The organism is Pseudomonas sp. NFR02, from assembly GCF_900119375.1.
Taxonomy (GTDB): Bacteria; Pseudomonadota; Gammaproteobacteria; order Pseudomonadales; family Pseudomonadaceae; genus Aquipseudomonas; species Aquipseudomonas paracarnis.
On sequence record NZ_FPJJ01000002.1, the window covers coordinates 507977 to 526367 of the forward strand.

Annotated in this window: 18 protein-coding genes; 7 read left to right on the forward strand and 11 right to left on the reverse strand. The window is 58.5% G+C overall.

Going from position 1 to position 18391, the window contains the following annotated elements; all coding sequences use genetic code 11:
• Positions 1 to 65: 65 nt before the first annotated feature.
• On the reverse strand, positions 66 to 923 hold the full coding sequence (locus BT199_RS07950) for an MIP/aquaporin family protein (protein ID WP_014717136.1): 858 nt from the start codon (positions 921 to 923) through the stop codon (positions 66 to 68).
• A gap of 325 nt (positions 924 to 1248) precedes the next feature.
• Between BT199_RS07950 and ybaK the strand changes: the two genes are divergently transcribed.
• Positions 1249 to 1719, forward strand: coding sequence for a Cys-tRNA(Pro) deacylase (gene ybaK / locus BT199_RS07955; RefSeq protein WP_014717137.1), 471 nt, complete (start codon positions 1249 to 1251; stop codon positions 1717 to 1719).
• A 133-nt stretch (positions 1720 to 1852) separates the two neighbouring features.
• Here the strand turns inward: ybaK and BT199_RS07960 are convergent, their stop codons facing one another.
• Both BT199_RS07960 and argF read right to left on the reverse strand, forming a co-directional pair.
• A complete protein-coding gene (locus BT199_RS07960; protein ID WP_014717138.1) occupies positions 1853 to 2962 on the reverse strand; it encodes an ABC transporter ATP-binding protein in 1110 nt (369 codons plus the stop codon).
• Entirely contained in the window at positions 2959 to 3879 is a 921-nt protein-coding gene (argF, locus tag BT199_RS07965) for an ornithine carbamoyltransferase (RefSeq protein ID WP_072434261.1), read from the reverse strand. The genes BT199_RS07960 and argF overlap by 4 nt, the downstream gene beginning before the upstream one ends.
• Before the next feature lie 433 nt (positions 3880 to 4312).
• Here argF and BT199_RS07975 point away from each other — a divergent pair, with 433 nt between their 5' ends.
• Together BT199_RS07975 and grxD are read left to right on the forward strand one after the other, a co-directional pair.
• Positions 4313 to 6421 (forward strand): molybdopterin oxidoreductase family protein, encoded by a 2109-nt coding sequence (locus tag BT199_RS07975; protein WP_072434262.1) that lies wholly within the window; start codon positions 4313 to 4315, stop codon positions 6419 to 6421.
• 77 nt (positions 6422 to 6498) lie between these two features.
• The gene (grxD, locus tag BT199_RS07980; RefSeq protein WP_054898038.1) at positions 6499 to 6837 is read left to right on the forward strand and encodes a Grx4 family monothiol glutaredoxin; all 339 of its coding nucleotides are present in this window, start codon (positions 6499 to 6501) and stop codon (positions 6835 to 6837) included.
• 77 nt (positions 6838 to 6914) lie between these two features.
• Here the strand turns inward: grxD and bfr are convergent, their stop codons facing one another.
• Both bfr and BT199_RS07990 read right to left on the reverse strand, forming a co-directional pair.
• Complete coding sequence (gene bfr, locus BT199_RS07985) at positions 6915 to 7385, reverse strand: bacterioferritin (protein WP_012722487.1); 471 nt, start codon at positions 7383 to 7385, stop codon at positions 6915 to 6917.
• Between the two features lie 201 nt (positions 7386 to 7586).
• Positions 7587 to 7805, reverse strand: coding sequence for a bacterioferritin-associated ferredoxin (locus BT199_RS07990; protein WP_003188977.1), 219 nt, complete (start codon positions 7803 to 7805; stop codon positions 7587 to 7589).
• Between the two features lie 243 nt (positions 7806 to 8048).
• Here BT199_RS07990 and BT199_RS07995 point away from each other — a divergent pair, with 243 nt between their 5' ends.
• Positions 8049 to 8651 (forward strand): peroxiredoxin, encoded by a 603-nt coding sequence (locus tag BT199_RS07995; protein WP_003172097.1) that lies wholly within the window; start codon positions 8049 to 8051, stop codon positions 8649 to 8651.
• A gap of 64 nt (positions 8652 to 8715) precedes the next feature.
• Here BT199_RS07995 and rnt read toward each other — a convergent pair whose 3' ends face one another.
• A complete protein-coding gene (rnt, locus tag BT199_RS08000; RefSeq protein ID WP_003188980.1) occupies positions 8716 to 9387 on the reverse strand; it encodes a ribonuclease T in 672 nt (223 codons plus the stop codon).
• Positions 9384 to 10430, reverse strand: coding sequence for a dihydroorotase (gene pyrC / locus BT199_RS08005; RefSeq protein ID WP_014717142.1), 1047 nt, complete (start codon positions 10428 to 10430; stop codon positions 9384 to 9386). The genes rnt and pyrC overlap by 4 nt, the downstream gene beginning before the upstream one ends.
• 156 nt (positions 10431 to 10586) lie before the next feature.
• Here pyrC and BT199_RS08010 point away from each other — a divergent pair, with 156 nt between their 5' ends.
• The 3 genes from BT199_RS08010 (at position 10587) to BT199_RS08020 (ending at position 14081) form a co-directional block, all read left to right on the forward strand.
• Positions 10587 to 11495 carry a flagellar protein MotY gene (locus BT199_RS08010; RefSeq protein WP_019817696.1) on the forward strand — a complete coding sequence of 303 codons (909 nt, stop codon included), beginning with the start codon at positions 10587 to 10589 and terminating at the stop codon, positions 11493 to 11495.
• A gap of 128 nt (positions 11496 to 11623) precedes the next feature.
• Complete coding sequence (locus BT199_RS08015) at positions 11624 to 12841, forward strand: argininosuccinate synthase (RefSeq protein ID WP_003188984.1); 1218 nt, start codon at positions 11624 to 11626, stop codon at positions 12839 to 12841.
• A 607-nt stretch (positions 12842 to 13448) separates the two neighbouring features.
• Positions 13449 to 14081, forward strand: a complete 633-nt coding sequence (locus BT199_RS08020) for a response regulator transcription factor (RefSeq protein WP_003188986.1) — start codon at positions 13449 to 13451, stop codon at positions 14079 to 14081.
• Between the two features lie 83 nt (positions 14082 to 14164).
• Here the strand turns inward: BT199_RS08020 and BT199_RS08025 are convergent, their stop codons facing one another.
• From BT199_RS08025 to metG, 4 genes are all read right to left on the reverse strand, one after another.
• The gene (locus BT199_RS08025; RefSeq protein WP_014717144.1) at positions 14165 to 14347 is read right to left on the reverse strand and encodes a PA3496 family putative envelope integrity protein; all 183 of its coding nucleotides are present in this window, start codon (positions 14345 to 14347) and stop codon (positions 14165 to 14167) included.
• 107 nt (positions 14348 to 14454) lie between these two features.
• Positions 14455 to 15093 (reverse strand): endonuclease III, encoded by a 639-nt coding sequence (nth, locus tag BT199_RS08030; protein WP_003188989.1) that lies wholly within the window; start codon positions 15091 to 15093, stop codon positions 14455 to 14457.
• A 60-nt stretch (positions 15094 to 15153) separates the two neighbouring features.
• The gene (rsxB, locus tag BT199_RS08035) at positions 15154 to 16122 is read right to left on the reverse strand and encodes an electron transport complex subunit RsxB (protein WP_072434263.1); all 969 of its coding nucleotides are present in this window, start codon (positions 16120 to 16122) and stop codon (positions 15154 to 15156) included.
• Between the two features lie 87 nt (positions 16123 to 16209).
• A complete protein-coding gene (gene metG / locus BT199_RS08040) occupies positions 16210 to 18261 on the reverse strand; it encodes a methionine--tRNA ligase (RefSeq protein ID WP_072434264.1) in 2052 nt (683 codons plus the stop codon).
• Between the last annotated feature and the right edge of the window lie 130 nt (positions 18262 to 18391).

Sequence of the window (18391 nt, forward strand, 5' to 3'; positions counted from 1 at the left end):
TGGACGAAATAAGGAAGTCAGAAATCAGCCTGGGCCGCGAAGGGCAGGGGACCAGGCTGGCGCTTTCAGGAAATACGAGTCTTGCCGTTGACAGCCGTGTCAGGTGTTTCTTCAGCGATAGCCGGTGCGGCGCTCGGCAGATGGCGGGCAATCAGCCCGCGATAGGCCGCAGCACCCAGGCATGCGCCGACAATCGGGGCGAAAATCGGCACCAGGAAGTAAGGAATATCTCGACCGCCAGTAAAGGCCATTTCACCCCAACCGGCGAAAAAGGTCATCAGCTTGGGGCCGAAATCCCGTGCCGGGTTCATCGCAAAGCCGGTCAGGGGGCCCATGGCGCTACCAATCACCGCGATCAGCAAACCGATCAGCAGGGGCGCCAGGGGGCCGCGTGGCAGGCCGTTGTTATCGTCGGTGAGGGCCATGATCACGCCCATCAGGATGGCGGTGATGACCATTTCCACCAGGAATGCCTGGGCCGTGCTCAGCAGCGCATGAGGATAGGTGGAGAACACCGAGGCCAATTCCAGGCTGGCTTGGGAGCCGCGGACCATGTGGTGGGTTTGTTCGTAATCGAAAAACAGATTGCTGTAGAGCGTGTACACCAGGGCGGCGGAGCAAAAGGCGCCGGCGACCTGGGCAAGAATATAGAAGGGCAGTTTGCGCTTTTCAAAATCGGCAAAGATGCACAGGGCGATACTGACCGCCGGGTTGAGGTGAGCCCCGGAAATACCGGCACTCAGGTAGATCGCCATGCTCACGCCGACCCCCCAGATGATACTGATTTCCCACAAGCCAAAGCTCGCACCCGCGACCTTGAGCGCGGCGACGCATCCTGTGCCGAAGAAGATCAGCAGCGCGGTGCCCAGGAATTCGGCCATGCATTGGCTCGAAAGTGAAGGCTGTTGAAGAGCAGTTGTCATGGAAAACCTCAATTGTTGTTCTTGTCTTGCGCACGGCCTCAACGGGCAGTTGCGCGATATTCACCACGAGAAGGATCCCCATCCTGGATCGCGGCTTACTGCGGAGTACCAGAGGATTATTCCTACGGTATTCGGAAACGAAAAAATATAGACAAGAATGACCGCTGTCAAAGGTCGAAAGTGAACCATTGGTCATTTCCGAACTATTGGTGTGATGAATGATCATGGCCAAGGCGCGTTGCTTAAGCGGTAATAGGTCTGTGCTAGAGCGTTTTAGGTAGGCTTGGCCTAGAATTGGCCATCAGTTTGCCCGCCCGGAGCCGCTATGACCCCTGCATTGGACCTGTTGAAAAAAGTTCGCGCCGAACATCGTGTGCATAGTTATGAACATGATCCCAAGGCAGCCTCGTATGGGCTGGAGGCCGCGGAGAAATTGAGCCTGGACCCGGCCCAGGTGTTCAAGACGCTGCTGGCGAGCAGTGAGAAGGGTGAATTGTTGGTGGCGGTGGTGCCGGTCGTCGGAAGTCTGGACTTGAAAGCCCTGGCTCACGCTGCGGGTGTGAAGAAAGTCGAAATGGCTGACCCGGCAGCGGCGCAGCGCTCCACGGGTTATCTGTTGGGCGGCATCAGTCCGTTGGGGCAGAAAAAGCGCCTGCGCACGTTTATCGATGAAACGGCGCAACCCTTTGCAACGATTTTTGTCAGCGCGGGCAGAAGAGGCCTGGAAGTTGAATTGCCAGCGGCGGTGCTGGCAGAACACACCCAGGCCAAATTCGCACCGATCGGGCGGGCCTGATAATCATCTTTGAAGTCTATGAGGATCAAATGTGGAAGCTGGCTTGCCTGCGATAGCATCAACGCGGTGTAACAGATAACCCGAGTTGTCTGTATCGCAGGCAAGCCAGCTCCCACAGTTTGATCCGGTTTCGTCAGTGAGCGACGCTGTGGCGGCGCACGCCTGACTCAACAGCGGGAATCTGCGCCGCTGTGCTGCCGGATGCCTGGAACACCACCAAATGTTCAGCCGCCACACGGATCCCCACCTCTGCGCCCACTTGGTGATCGGCATGGCTGGGGAAAATCGACTCTAATTGCGCGCCGGTCGGCAGCTGTAACCGGTACAGCGTTGAGGCGCCGAGGAAGGTCTTGCCGACGATCCGGGCTTTCAACGCGCTGTCCGGCGCATACACGATGTCGTCCGGGCGCAGCAGCACATCCACTGCTGCACCGGTCGGCAAGGTATAGGCTCGGTTTCCGCGCAAGTCGCCCAGTTCAGTGCTGACCGATTCCGGTGAGTTCAGCCGCCCACGGATGAAATACCCCTGGCCGATGAAACTGGCAACGTAAGGCGTCTGCGGTTCGTGATAGAGGTTGTAGGGTGTGTCCCACTGCTCTAGTCGGCCTTCCTTGAAGACCCCGACGTGGTCGCTGACGGCGAAGGCCTCTTCCTGATCATGGGTCACCAGGATCGCGCTAGTGCCGCGTGCCTTGAGGATGTCGCGCACTTCATGGCTGAGCTTGCGGCGCAGTTCGCCATCGAGGTTGGAAAAGGGTTCATCCAGCAACAGCAGCTGCGGCTCCGGCGCCAGGGCGCGGGCGAGGGCGACGCGTTGTTGCTGGCCACCGGAAAGCTCATGGGGGAAGCGCTTGCCCAGGTTCTTCAAGTTGACCAGTTCCAGCAACTCGGCGACCACGCGCTCTTTTTGCGGGTGTTTGCGAATGCCAAAGGCGATGTTGTCAGCCACGCTCAGGTGCGGGAACAATGCGTAGTCCTGGAACACCATGCCGATGCGACGCTTCTCCGGCGCGAGGGTGAAACCGGCGCGGGAGATGACGTCGCCCGCCAGGCTGATTTCGCCTTCATGCACCGGCTCAAAGCCTGCGATCGCGCGCAGGGTAGTGGTCTTGCCGCAGCCCGAAGAGCCGAGCAGGCAACCGATATCACCGGCGTTGAGGTGCAGGTTGAGGTTCTGCACCACCCGCTGGTCTTGATAGCCGCATGCCAGATTGCGCAGGTTCAGCAGTAATGGCTGGCTCATGCGTGGTGGTACGACGGCGGGACGAGGAATTCGAGCAAGGCTTTTTGCGCATGCAGGCGGTTCTCGGCCTGATCCCACGCGACTGAGCGCGGATCGTCGAGCAGGTCCTGGCTGATTTCTTCGCCCCGGTGGGCGGGTAGGCAGTGCATGAACAGCACGTCCGGCGCGGCCAGGTCGAGCAACGCGCGAGTCACCTGGAACGGCGCGAACCGGGCCAGGCGCTTGGCGGTTTCGTCTTCCTGGCCCATGGAGGTCCAGACGTCTGTGCTCACCAGGTGCGCGCCGACCACTGCGTCTTTTGGATCGCGCAGCAGTTGCACACGGCCATCGGCCTTGGCCATGAACTCGGCGCTGGGCTCGTAGCCTTCAGGGCAGGCGATACGCAGGTGGAAGTCGAACTGGATCGCCGCTTCTATATAGCTGTTGCACATATTGTTGCCGTCGCCGATCCAGGCCACGGTCTTGCCTTGGATCGAGCCACGGTGTTCGAGGAAGGTTTGCATGTCGGCCAGCAACTGGCAGGGATGCAGGTCATCGGACAGGCCGTTGATCACGGGCACACGGGAGTTGGCGGAAAATTCGGTCAAGGTGCTGTGGGCGAAGGTACGGATCATCACGGCATCGAGCATGCGCGACATCACGATGGCGCAATCGCTGATCGGCTCACCACGGCCCAACTGGGTGTCGCGCGGTGACAGGAAGATGGCCTGGCCACCCAGCTGGATCATGCCGGCTTCGAACGACAGGCGTGTGCGCGTCGAGGACTTTTCGAAAATCATCCCGAGCACCCGGTTTTTCAACGGCTCAAACAGTACACCGCGGTTACGCAGGTCTTTAAGCTCAATGCCGCGACGGATCACGCTGACCAGCTCTTCGGGCGTGCAATCCATCAGGGAGAGAAAGTGCCTTGCGCTCATCATTAACTACCTTTTGCAACAGACCGCAGATACTCAAAGCCTTGTTTATTGCGACAACGGGCGAGACCTGCGGCGAAAGCCGCACGGGGCGACGAAATAGGGGAAGACGCGATATTGACATTAAATGTCGCGTTTTACCAATAGGGCTACGGCTTTAGGGATGTTCAAGCAGGGCGCTGGCGCGCGTTTGAAGACGATTTCCTGACAGCAGCGAGCCATTTGTACACTGGCGTCCAGGCCTTTTGCAATGCGCGGAGGCGGGCTTGGGCCAGGCCGCGTCGGTTTCAGCGCCTGCTGGCAAGGTTTCTGAAACATTTGCTCATGCTTAGCCATGCCCTGGCCTATGCCTGTCGATTCACAACGCGAAGGTTGCTGGCGCCCCAAGTGGTCGCGGCCCATAGTTGAGCCAAAGCCCCTATAAAAGAGACTGGCCATGACCAAGACTCTCCACCACCGTGCCTGCCACCTGTGCGAAGCCATCTGCGGCCTCACCCTGGAAACCACCCAAGGCGAAGACGGTCGCCTGGCGATCACCTCGATCAAGGGCGACCCTCTGGACAGTTTCAGTCGCGGCCACATCTGCCCCAAAGCCGTGGCCCTGCAGGACATCCAGAATGACCCGGACCGCCTGCACCAACCCATGCGGCGGGTGGGCAGCGAATGGCAGCCGATTGGCTGGGATGAAGCCTTTGCCCTGGTGGCCGAGCGGCTTGCGGGTATCCAGGCGCGGCATGGGCAGAACGCGGTGGCGGTGTATCAGGGCAACCCAAGCGTGCATAACTATGGGTTGATGACCCACAGCAACTACTTTCTAGGGCTGTTGAAGACGCGCAATCGCTTTTCCGCGACCTCGGTAGACCAGTTGCCTCATCACCTCACCAGCCACCTGATGTACGGCCACGGCCTGTTGTTGCCCATCCCCGACATCGACCAGACCGACTTCATGTTGATCCTCGGCGGCAACCCGCTGGCCTCCAATGGCAGCATCATGACCGTGCCCGATGTGGAAAAACGCCTCAAGGCCATCCAGGCGCGGGGCGGAAAAGTGGTGGTGGTCGACCCGCGGCGCAGCGAGACGGCAGCCATCGCCGACCAGCACGTGTTCGTACGCCCCGGCGGCGATGCGGCGTTGTTGTTTGGGGTGCTCAACACGTTGTTCACAGAAGGGGTGACACGCGACAGCCATTTGCCGGTGGAAGGCCTGGATGATGTACGCAAGGCGATTGCCGGCTTCGATGCCGAGGCCATGAGCCGCCAGTGTGCGGTGCCTGCCGAGCAGATCCGCCAGTTGGCCAGGGACTTCGCCGGCGCTGACAAGGCCGTTTGTTATGGCCGCATGGGGGTCTCGACCCAAGCGTTTGGCACGCTGTGCCATTGGCTGGTGCAACTGATCAACCTGGTGACCGGCAACCTGGACCGTGTCGGCGGCGCGCTCTGCACCAGCCCCGCGGTGGACCTGGTGGCCTCCACCAGCGGCGGCCATTTCAACCGCTGGCAGAGCCGCGTGTCCGGGCGGCCGGAGTACGGCGGAGAACTGCCGGTGTCGGCGCTGGCCGAAGAAATGCTGACCGAGGGTGATGGGCAGATCCGCGCCCTGGTGACGGTGGCCGGCAACCCGGTACTGTCCACGCCTAACGGCCGCCAATTGGAACAAGCCCTGGACGGGTTGGAGTTCATGGTCAGCATCGACCTGTATATCAACGAGACCACGCGTTATGCCGACCTGATCTTGCCCTCCACCTCGGCGCTGGAAAACGATCACTACGACACCACCTTCAATCTGTTTGCGGTGCGCAATGTCACGCGTTTCAATCGTGCCATCCTGCCCAAGCCTGAGGGGGCGTTGCATGACTGGGAGATTTTTGTCGGCTTGGCCAAGGCGTTTGCGGCGCACACTGGCGCGGTGCTCAAGCCCACCCTGCCACCGGCACAGATGATCGACTTCGGCCTGCGTGCGGGTGCCTATGGTGACGCATCCAGTCATAAACTGTCGGTGGCCATGCTGGCGGATCATCCCCATGGCGTGGACCTGGGGCCGCTCAAGCCCAACCTCGGGGCACGTTTGAAAACCGCGGATGGCAAGGTGCAAGCGGCACCGGCCGTGATCCTGGCAGACCTGGCGCGTTTCACCGCGCAGCCGTTGCCGGTGGCCGACGAACTGCTATTGATTGGCAGGCGGCATGTGCGCAGCAATAATTCCTGGATGCATAACTATCACCGGCTGGTGAAGGGTAAGCCACGCCATCAACTGCTGATGCACCCCGATGATCTGGCTAGCCGTCAGTTGAGCGATGGCCAGCGGGTGCGGGTGAGTTCGCGTATCGGTATGGTCGAGGTGGAAGTAGCGGCCAGCACGGACATGATGCCGGGTGTGGTCAGCTTGCCTCACGGCTGGGGCCACGGTCGCCCGGGCGTGCAGATGAGCATCGCGAGCAACCAGCCGGGGGCGAGTGCGAATGACTTGACCGACGAGCGGCAATTGGATGAGTTGTCGGGTAATGCGGCGCTCAATGGCGTACCGGTGAAGGTGGCGGCGGCCTGAGCATCCTGCTGGATTTTTGCGTTACAATGCGCCACCGTGCCGACCCGTGAGTCGCAAAGTTCCTGCAGAGGTGTTCCATGGATATCATCGAAACGATCAAAGAGCAGATTGCCAACAACACCATTCTGCTTTACATGAAAGGCGCTCCAAACGCGCCTCAGTGCGGTTTCTCCGCGAAAGCGTCCCAGGCAGTCATGGCATGTGGCGAGAAGTTCGCTTACGTGGATATCCTGCAAAACCCCGAGATCCGCGCCAACCTGCCAAAGTACGCCAACTGGCCGACTTTCCCGCAGTTGTGGGTAGCCGGTGAGCTGGTTGGCGGTAGCGACATCATCACTGAAATGGCAGCTGATGGTTCGCTGCAAGCGCTGATTAAAGACGCAGCGCAAAAAGCAGCAGTCAAGACTGACGCCTAATTGGCGAGCAATAAAAAGCCCCGCTTCTCACAAGAGAGCGGGGCTTTTTTTGAGCTTTTCTTTAGGAGCGAGCGCAGTTATTCGCCCATCTGCGATTGCAGGTAATTCTCCAGGCTGACCTTGTCGATCAGGCCCAACTGGGTTTCAAGCCAGTCGATATGCTCTTCCTGATCTTCCAGGATATCTTCCAGCAGTTCACGGCTGCCGAAATCGCCCTTGGTTTCGCAGTGAGCGATAGCGGCTTTCAGATCGCTGTGGCTCTTGCGCTCAAAGCCCAGGTCGCTGCTGATCATTTCCTGGGTGTGCTCGCCGATGTTCAGCTTGCCCAAGTCCTGTACGTTCGGCAGGCCTTCCAGGAACAGGATGCGCTTGATCAGCGCGTCGGCGTCCTTCATGGCCTTGATCGACTCTTTGTATTCACGCTTGCCGAGCTTTTCCAGGCCCCAATCGTCGTACATGCGCGCATGCAGAAAGTACTGATTGATCGCGACCAGTTCATTGGCAAGGATTTTGTTGAGTTGCTGGATGACTGAGATGTCGCCTTTCATGACTGGGGTCCTGCCCTGTAATAGCTGTGTATAGGGCGGAGTCTGAGCGGTGAAAATCCTAGTGTCAAACCTAAGTTATTGAATAATAAATGAAAATTAATCGGAATAAGAATGTTTGTGTTCCGCGTCTTGGCGCTAACTATTTGAATTGATGGCATAAAAAAACCGGACACTAGGTCCGGTTCTTCAAAACATGCCTATTCAGGCGTGTTTAAATTCTGCTGGGTAGGGGAGCGCGGCCTGGGCTGTTTGCAGCTGCGTCAGGGTTTCCCGTACCACTTGCTTGGCCAGGCAAGCACATTTGCCACACTGGCTGGCAACGCCGGTGGTTTCACGTACTTCCTTATAGCTGCAGCAACCTTCGTAGATTGCTTCGCGGATTTGTCCGTCGGTGACGCCAGTGCAGAGGCAGACATACATAAGTGAGAACCGTCGCGGGTTTATGGCTTAAGTGCGATGGATCTTAATGTTAACGAGAATGATTGTCAAAATAGTTTCAGCAGCAATCCGGGGGGAATTGCCCGTGCGCTGACGAACGGTTTTTTCGGTGTATGATGGTCGGTCTTCACGAAGCGTGATTGCGTCATATTTTTGTCTGTTTCCACAGGCAGATTCGACCGGTCCTTTTACTTCAATCGTCACCCCTATATCAGGAGATATCCAATGAGCGTACTCGTCGGTAAACAAGCCCCGGATTTCGACGTACCAGCCGTCCTCGGCAATGGCGAAATCGTAGACAGCTTCAAGCTGTCTGAAGCCATCAAAGGCAAATACGGCCTGGTGTTCTTCTACCCGCTGGACTTCACCTTCGTCTGCCCTTCGGAGCTGATCGCCCTGGACCACCGCATGGACGATTTCAAGGCGCGCAACGTTGAAGTGGTCGCGGTTTCCATCGACTCCCATTTCACCCACAACGCCTGGCGCAACACCGCCATCAATGACGGCGGTATCGGTAAAGTCAAATACACCATGGCTGCCGACATGAAGCACGACATCGCCAAGGCCTACGACGTTGAGTCCGAAGGCGGCGTGGCGTTCCGTGGCGCGTTCCTGATCGACGACAAGGGCGTTGTGCGCTCGCAGATCATCAACGACCTGCCGCTGGGCCGTAACATGGAAGAGCTGATCCGCCTGGTCGACGCGCTGCAATTCCACGAAGAGCACGGCGAAGTCTGCCCTGCCAACTGGAAAAAAGGCGACAAAGGCATGAACGCTTCGCCAGAAGGCGTTGCGGCTTACCTGACCGAGAACGCTGGCAAGCTGTAAGCCAACGTCACGGTAAAAAAAACCGGCCTGAAAAGGCCGGTTTTTTTATGCGCGGGATTTGACTTCAGTCGTTGAAGTCTTCCCAGCCGCCCATCTGCTTCCAGCGGTTGACGATGCCGCAGAACAGCTCGGCGGTCTTCTCGGTGTCGTAGCGGGCCGAGTGGGCTTCACGCCCGTCAAAGTCGATACCGGCCGCCTGGCAGGCTTTGGCCAGAACGGTCTGACCGTAGGCCAGGCCTGCAAGCGTTGCGGTGTCGAAACTGGAGAACGGATGAAACGGGTTGCGCTTCATGTCCAACCGCGCCACGGCGGCGTTCAGGAAGCCCAGGTCGAAACTGCTGTTGTGGCCGACCAGGATCGCACGTTTGCAGCCATTGGCCTTCAATGCCTTGCGCACGCCACGGAAGATGTCGGTCAGCGCCGCTTCTTCACTTACCGCCATGCGCAGTGGGTGGTCGAGCTTGATCCCGGTGAATTCCAGGGCAGCGGCTTCGATATTGGCGCCTTCAAACGGCTCGACGCGAAAGAAATGGGTGTGCTCCGGGTACACAAAGCCCTGTTCGTCCATGCCGATGGTGGTTGCGGCGATTTCCAGCAAGGCATCGGTGGCGCAGTTGAAACCACCGGTTTCTACGTCGATGACAACCGGCAGATAGCCGCGAAAACGCTCGGCCATCGGATGGCGCGAGCCACCACCGCCGTGCTCTTGTTCGTCGTCGTAATGGTCTTCACTCACTTGCTTTCCTCCAGCAGGCGCCAGCGCAGTGTTTCACCGGCGCGCAGCGGGATAACGGTCAGCTCGCCAAACGGCAGGCTGGCAGGGGCGGTCCAGTCTTCACGAACCAGGGTAATGCGGTCGGTATTCGCCGGCAGGCCGTAGAAACGCGGGCCGTTGAGGCTGGCGAAACCTTCGAGCTTGTCCAGAGCATTACGTTGTTCAAACGCTTCGGCGTACAACTCGATGGCGGCAAACGCGGTGTAGCAGCCGGCGCAGCCGCATGCGGCTTCCTTGGCGTGCTGGGCGTGGGGCGCCGAGTCGGTGCCTAGGAAGAACTTCGGGTTGCCGCTGGTGGCGGCATCCAGCAGGGCTACCTGATGGGTGTTGCGTTTGAGGATCGGCAGGCAGTAGAAGTGCGGCCGAATCCCGCCCACCAGCATGTGGTTGCGGTTGTAGAGCAGGTGATGGGCCGTGATGGTCGCGCCAACGTTGGCCGACGCCTCGCTGACGAACTGCACCGCATCGGCGGTGGTGATGTGTTCAAACACCACCTTGAGCGTGGGGAACAGCTCGACCACACGACGCATGTGTTCATCGATGAAGATTTTTTCGCGATCGAACACGTCCACATCGCCACGGGTGACTTCCCCGTGGATCAGCAATGGCATGCCGACCTCCGCCATGGCTTCGATTGCCGGCAGGATCTTATCGATGCTGGTCACGCCGGAATCGGAGTTGGTGGTCGCGCCTGCCGGGTACAGCTTGGCGGCGTGCACGTAACCGCTGGCCTTGGCTTCACGGATTTCTTCAGGCTGGGTGCGGTCGGTGAGGTAGAGCACCATCAACGGTTCGAAGCGGCTGCCGGCCGGTCGCGCAGCGAGGATGCGCTGGCGATAGGCGTCGGCTTCTGCGGCATTGCGCACCGGAGGTACGAGGTTAGGCATGATGATGGCGCGGCCAAACGTGCGCGCGACATCGGCCACGGTTTGAGGTAACGCAGCACCATCGCGAAGATGAATATGCCAGTCGTCGGGACGCAGCAGGGTCAGGCGGTCGGACATTGGGGATTCCAGGCGGGTCAATCTGGTGGGAATGCTACCGGAAAAGACTCTTGCAGGCACTCGCTATCAAGTTTTGCCGGATGCTACCGATATCTCCGGGTATGCCTTAACGATGTATGACGCTTTGAAGTGTTGTAGAAACCAGTGGAGCCTCCCGTGCGCCAGTATTATCTAGCCCTGCTCAGTGTGTTCGCCAGCCTGCCTGCGGCGGCCCTCACGTTCCAGACACGTCTGGAGAATATTGAGTGGAAGGTAGAGGGCGATCAGTTCGAGTGCCGCCTGACCCAGCCGATCAGCGATTTCGGTTCCGGTGAATTCGTACGCCGGGCCGGCGAACAGGCGACGTTTCGTCTGAAAACCTATGGCGGCACCCTTGGCGCCGGCTCGGCAACCTTATTGGCCGCGGCCGCGCCGTGGCAGCCGGGCCGAGGTGATATCAACCTTGGAGCCGTGCGTGTCGGCAGCGGCGACGTCCTGTTCAATAGCTCCCAGGCCCAGGCCGGCCGCCTGTTCACGGGTTTGCTTGAAGGGCGCAGCCCGACCGTGCGGCATTACGGGCGTCAAGGCGGCTACTCGGAAATTCGCCTGCTGCCTGTGAAGTTCAACAAGGCGTACAACGATTATCAGGTGTGCACCACCAAGCTGCTGCCCATGAATTACGACCAGGTCAAACAGACTGAAGTGGGCTTCCCCGGTGGTGGTATTGAGCTGGACGCGGCGGCCAAGAAGAAGTTGTCGGTGATCCTGGCATTCATGAAAGCCGATCCCACGGTCAATCATGTCGAGTTGAACGGTCATTCCGATAACAGTGGCAATCGCCTGACCAACCGTGACGTCTCACGGCGCCGCGCCCTGGCGGTGATGGACTACTTCAAGGCCAACGGCATTCAGGAATCGCAAATCACGATGCGCTTCCATGGCGAAAGCTACCCCTTGGCGCCCAACACCAATGCCGCCAACCGTGCGCGTAACCGCCGTGTGAATATTCAGCTGGAGCGCGTGGCTGCCCCCGAGAAACCGGCGCCCCAGACCATTGCGCCAAGCAACCCGGCGGCTACCTCATAAGGGCGACCATCGGTCGCCCACTCGACATAATCTGTCGCTTTATCTTCATTTGCTGTCGCGCCCCTGTAATTTCACGGTTTTGATCGGTAGAATCGTCGCCTTTCCGTACAACCCCGTGGAGTGATGGCATGGCCGACGTAAACAAGGTCGTTCTCGCGTATTCCGGCGGCCTGGACACTTCGGTGATCCTCAAGTGGCTGCAGGATACTTATAACTGTGAAGTGGTGACCTTCACCGCTGACCTGGGTCAGGGTGAAGAGGTCGAGCCTGCACGTGCCAAGGCGCAAGCCATGGGCGTGAAAGAGATCTACATTGACGACCTGCGCGAAGAGTTCGTCCGCGATTTCGTCTTCCCGATGTTTCGCGCCAACACTGTCTACGAAGGTGAGTACCTGCTGGGTACCTCCATCGCACGTCCACTGATCGCCAAGCGCCTGATCGAGATCGCCAACGAAACCGGCGCCGACGCCATTTCCCATGGCGCCACCGGCAAGGGCAACGACCAGGTCCGTTTCGAACTGGGTGCCTACGCACTCAAGCCAGGCGTTAAAGTCATTGCGCCGTGGCGTGAATGGGACCTGCTGTCCCGTGAAAAGCTGATGGATTACGCTGAAAAGCACGCCATCCCGATCGAGCGCCACGGCAAGAAGAAGTCGCCGTACTCAATGGACGCCAACCTGTTGCACATCTCCTATGAAGGCGGCGTGCTGGAAGACACCTGGACCGAGCACGAAGAAGACATGTGGAAATGGACCGTCTCCCCGGAGAACGCTCCAGACAAGGCGCAGTACCTGGAACTGACTTACCGTAACGGCGATATCGTTGCGCTGGACGGCGTTGAAATGACCCCGGCCACCGTACTGGCGACCCTGAACCGGATCGGTGGCCAGCATGGTATCGGCCGTCTCGACATCGTCGAGAACCGTTACGTGGGCATGAAGTCCCGTGGCTGCTACGAAACCCCAGGTGGCACCATCATGCTGCGCGCCCACCGCGCCATCGAATCCATCACCCTGGACCGCGAAGTCGCTCACCTCAAAGACGAGCTGATGCCCAAGTACGCCAGCCTGATCTATACCGGTTACTGGTGGAGCCCTGAGCGTCTGATGCTGCAACAGATGATCGACGCCTCCCAGGCTCATGTGAACGGTGTTGTGCGCCTGAAGCTGTACAAGGGCAACGTGATCGTCACCGGCCGCAAGTCCGATGAGTCGCTGTTCGACTCCAACATCGCCACCTTCGAAGAAGACGGCGGGGCCTACAATCAGGCGGACGCGGCAGGCTTCATCAAGTTGAACGCACTGCGCATGCGCATTGCTGCCAACAAGGGCCGCTCGTTGTTCTGAACCGTGCGCCTGTCGTGAAGAATGGCCCCTTATGCAAGGGGCCATTTTTTTTGCTTGGATTTTAGATGTCGCACTGTTTATTAGCGTTTAGCGTGTGTTTAAGGTTTTTTCGTAACTTGCGCAATTATTTACCGGTTTATTTTTTTTAAGGCTGAATCATTTTTTACATCTGGGGAGGAACTATGTCTGACAGAAAATTCACTCATGTAGTTGCAATGGAGATGTGAGTTGTTGAATTTTCTGTAGGAATTGCGGAAGTGTTGAAATATGTTAAATGGAACTAATGCGGACGGTTTTTCCGGGTCGGTTTGCGGGCGTCATTGCGACAAGCAAGGGGCATTTCCTGAAAGTCTTGTGCGGCACGTTTACCTTCAGGGGCTCATGCCCCAGACATTTCACTCAAAATATGTGCGCGCCGGGAAAGGTCTGAAAGCAACCATAAAGCTACATGCATCTAAGTTGGCGAATTTTTGTAGGTTAATTCCTATCTTCTTGTGGGTTGGGTCTCTGCCTGCTCTTGCTCGGGGTGGAATGCTATGCCAACTAGTAATCGACTAGGCTATTGTGTTTGCTCTAAATAATTCGAACAGCGAAATTGGACTTTCTCATGAATAAAGTGCTGATCGTGGATGATCATCCCGTCATTCGTCTTGCTGTGCGCATGCTAATGGAGCGTCATGGTTATGAGGTCGTTGCCGAGACTGATAACGGTGTCGATGCGTTGCAACTTGCACGGGAACATATGCCGGATATTGTGATACTGGATATCGGAATCCCCAAGCTCGACGGCTTGGAAGTTATTTGTCGGCTGGCTTCGACCAAGCAAGCCGTCTCGTTCAAGGTGCTGGTGCTGACGTCCCAGGCGCCTGGCCATTTTTCCATGCGCTGCATGCAGGCGGGTGCCGCCGGCTATGTGTGCAAGCAGCAGGATCTGACAGAGTTGCTCAGTGCCATCAAGGCGGTGCTTTCCGGCTATAGCTATTTCCCGAACCAGGCGCTCAACTCAGTGCGGTCAACCATGGGCAATGCCAGTGAAGCCGACATGGTCGAACGCTTATCGGGGCGGGAGATGATGGTGCTGCAGCAACTGGCCCGTGGCAAAACCAACAAGGAGATTGCCGATGGCATGTTCCTCAGCAACAAAACCGTCAGTACCTACAAGACGCGCTTGCTGCTCAAGCTCAATGCCAGGTCCCTCGTGGACTTGATCGAACTGGCCCAGCGCAACGGCCTGGTCTAGGAGGATATTGCATCTCTTGAATACCCGTGTAACCGGCAGAAAAAAGCCTCCGTCAGGGAGGCTTCCGGCCGCCAACGGCTCGATCAGAGATCGAAGTCGTAATCGGCCAGCTGTTTTTGCAAGCGTCGCTCTTCCAGAAGATTGTCGATAGTGCGGCGTTTGCTTAAATTGGTCTTGGCCACCTCTGCCACAGGTGCCTCTACCACATCGTCATCCGACTCAACGAGGTCGTCTTCCACTTCCAGTTGTTCGTTGCCAGCGCTCATAAGGTCAACTCCAGGCTAAGACTGCCGTTGGGGCTCCTTATAGCGATAATCCGCGAACGGGTAAAAAAGATTTTTTCAATCGCCTGATCACAAAAAGCAATGATCGCTCAATCGTCGGAGGTCTTGTCCTTGTATTCGCACAAGTCTTCGATACGGCAGCTGCCGCAGCGCGGCTTGCGGGCCTGGCAAACGTAGCGTCCGTGGAGGATCAGCCAATGGTGGGAGTCGAGCAAATAGGGCTTGGGCACGAACTTCATCAATTGCTTTTCCACCTCAACCACATTCTTGCCCCGTGCAATGCCGGTTCGGTTGCTGACGCGGAAAATGTGCGTGTCCACCGCCATGGTCAACTGCCGAAACGCCGTATTGAGCACCACGTTCGCCGTTTTGCGGCCCACGCCTGGCAAGGCTTCGAGGGCTTCGCGGGTTTGTGGCACCTCACCCCCATGCAGCTCCAACAACAGGCGGCACGTTTCGATCACATTCTTGGCCTTGCTGTTATACAGGCCGATGGTCTTGATGTATTCGGACAAGCCTTCCACACCCAGGGCGTAAATCGCGGCGGGTGTATTGGCCACGGGGTACAACTTCGCCGTGGCCTTGTTAACGCCTACGTCTGTGGATTGAGCCGATAGGATCACCGCAATCAGTAATTCGAACGGTGAGGAGTAGGCCAGTTCGGTTTTCGGTTCCGGATTGTCTTCGTGAAACCTGCGGAAGATTTCCAGGCGTTTTGCGGCATTCATAGGGACAGGCGTTTCCTTGCAGGCGGTCGGCGTGATGTTAGCAATACACAGCGCACTGGGTCAGCCGTTGGCCTCGGCATCTTGCAGCGTTTGCTCGGCGGCATTCAATGCGGCTTTCAAGGTTGCCAATTGATGCTCGTCGGCATGGTGATCCTGAGCCTTTTTCAACGCTGCACGGCGCATGGCCAGCTGGATTTTTGCGCGCTTGAACTCGGCGCTTTTAGTGGTCGTCTTTGGTGGCTGCGGTGAGCTGTTGGCCTCCAGTGCGGCAAGCGCCTGCTCGGATGCCTCGAACTGCCGCTGCAGCATAATCAATTGCGACTGTTGCTCAAAGGTCGGCGGATGCCCAAACGCTTTCAAGGATTTGTGCAACTGAGCGCGACTCATGGCGACGCTGCTTTTGGCCTGCTTGATCGCAGTGTCCTGAGCGGCCTGAGTGTTATCAACCGGTGCCACCTCCATCGGCGCTGTGCGCTTGGCTCGTGCCAGGCGTTCGGCGAGCTTGTAGGCTTCTTCACGTTGCAGGCGGGCGTTACGTTGCTCGAAGCGCCGCCGCGCCCGGTTGCGTTTGCGGTCGCGTACACGCCGTTCATCATCGTTGCTGGCTAAGTCACCGACGATAGGCAGAACGTCAGCAAGTGGGCGCATCTCGATACAGTCGACAGGGCAAGGCGCAACGCACAGGTCGCAACCGGTGCACTCGTCGACAATCACGGTGTGCATCAACTTGGCGGCACCCACAATGGCGTCCACCGGGCAGGCCTGGATGCATTTGGTACAGCCGATGCATTCGGCCTCGCGGATATAGGCGACTTGCGCAGGCGCATCTCCACGGCTGGTGTCCAGCTCCAGTACCGGCAGGCGCAGCAGTTGCGCGAGCCCGGCAATGGTTTCCTGCCCACCGGGCGGGCACTTGTTGATGGCTTCGCCTTTAGCGATGCCTTCTGCGTAGGGCTTGCAGCCCGGGTGCCCGCACTTGCCGCATTGAGTCTGCGGCAGCAGCGCGTCGATACGTTGAATGAGGTTCATGCTGTGATCATAGCGTTGATGCCCGGTCCAGGGAGGAGGGCAAGCTGAGAAGCCCCGCTGTAGCAACAGCGGGGCATTTTGCAGAGGTTACTTGATGCGTTGACCCGGCTTGGCACCGCTGTCCGGGCTCAGCAGGTAGATTTCTTCGCCGCCAGGGCCCGCAGCCATCACCATGCCTTCGGAAATGCCAAACTTCATTTTTCGTGGCTTGAGGTTGGCGATCATCATGGTCAGGCGACCATCGAGCTTGGACGGGTCCGGGTAAGCGCTCTTGATGCCGGAGAACACGTTGCGCTGTTCGTCACCGATATCCAGCGTCAGGCGCAGCAGCTTGTCGGCGCCTTCCACGGCCTCGGCCTTGATGATCAGCGCCACGCGCAGGTCCACGGCGGCAAAGGCGTCGAAATCGATTTCCGGGGAAATCGGGTCCTTGACCAGCTCGCCATTGCCCGCCGGCGCGGATTGGCCGGTATCGGTCTGGCTGGCCACCAGGTCTTCTTTCGAAGCATCGGTCATGGCCTGGACTTTCACCGGGTCAATCCGGGTCATCAAGGGCTTGAACGCGTTCAACTGATGATTACCGAGCAAGGTGGTGTGATCGTTCCAGCTCAACGGCGCCACGTTGAGGAACGCCTCGGCATCGGCGGCCAGCAATGGCAGCACCGGCTTGAGGAAGATCACCAACTGACGGAACAGGTTGACCCCGGTGGCGCAGATCGCCTGAACCTCCGCTTCCTTGCCTTCCTGCTTGTTCAGCGACCATGGCGCCTTGTCGGCGATCCAGGCGTTGGCGCGGTCGGCCAGGCCCATGATCTCGCGCATGGCGCGGGCAAAGTCGCGGGCTTCATAAGCGTCGGCGATGCTCGGCGCGGCGGCCAGGAAGGCGTCGGTCAGTTCCGGTGCGGCGTTCTCGGCTACCAGTACACCGGCGTTGCCCTTGTGGATGAACCCGGCGCAACGGCTGGCGATGTTGACGACTTTACCTACAAGGTCCGAGTTGACCTTCTGTACGAAGTCTTCCAGGTTCAGGTCCAGGTCGTCCACACCACGGCCCAGCTTGGATGCGTAGTAATAGCGCAGGTATTCCGGCGACAGATGGTCCAGGTAGGTGCGCGCCTTGATAAAGGTGCCACGGGACTTGGACATTTTCTGGCCGTTGACCGTCAGGTAGCCGTGCACGGCGATGCCGGTCGGCTTGCGGTAGCCCGAGCCTTCAAGCATTGCCGGCCAGAACAGCGCGTGGAAGTTGACGATGTCCTTGCCGATGAAGTGGTATAGCTCGGCGGTGGAGTCCTTGCCCCAGAACGCGTCGAAGTCCAACTCCGGGGTGCGATCGCACAGGTTCTTGAAGCTGGCCATGTAGCCGATCGGCGCGTCCAGCCATACATAGAAATACTTGCCTGGCTCGCCCGGAATCTCGAAGCCGAAGTACGGCGCGTCGCGGGAGATGTCCCACTGCTGCAGGCCACTGTCGAGCCATTCGGAGAGTTTGTTGGCCACGGCGTCCTGCAAGGTGCCGCTGCGCGTCCAGGTTTGCAGCATTTGCTGGAAATCCGGGAGCTTGAAGAAGAAGTGCTGCGAGTCCTTGAGCACCGGCGTGGCGCCGGAGATCGCTGACTTGGGATCCTTCAAGTCGGTCGGTGCGTAGGTCGCACCACATTTTTCGCAGTTGTCGCCGTACTGGTCTTCGGTGCCGCATTTCGGGCAGGTGCCCTTGATGAAACGGTCGGCCAGGAACATTTTCTTTTCCGGGTCGAAATACTGGGTCACCGAACGTTGGTCGATGTGCCCGGCTTCCTTCAACCGCAGGTAGATCTGGCTCGACAGCTCGCGGTTTTCGTCGGAGTGGGTCGAGTGGAAATTGTCGAAGTCCACCAGGAACTCGGCAAAGTCGGCGCTGTGTTCAGCCTGCACATTGGCGATCAGCTGTTCCGGGGTGATGCCTTCCTTTTCGGCGCGCAACATGATGGCCGAACCGTGGGCGTCGTCCGCGCAGACATAAATGCATTGATTGCCGCGATGCTTCTGGAAGCGCACCCACATATCGGTCTGGATGTACTCAAGCATATGGCCAAGATGGATCGAACCATTGGCATAGGGCAGGGCGCTGGTGACGAGGATCTTGCGTGGCTCGGACATGGGGCTCGGCTACTTGATGAAACGGAGGTCGGCCACTATAAAGCGCCGGGAAATTTATTTCACCCCGTGACGCTGTTTCAGAATCTTCCGTACTTTCGAAAGCATGCCGTTCGGCGGCTGGAACGGTTAG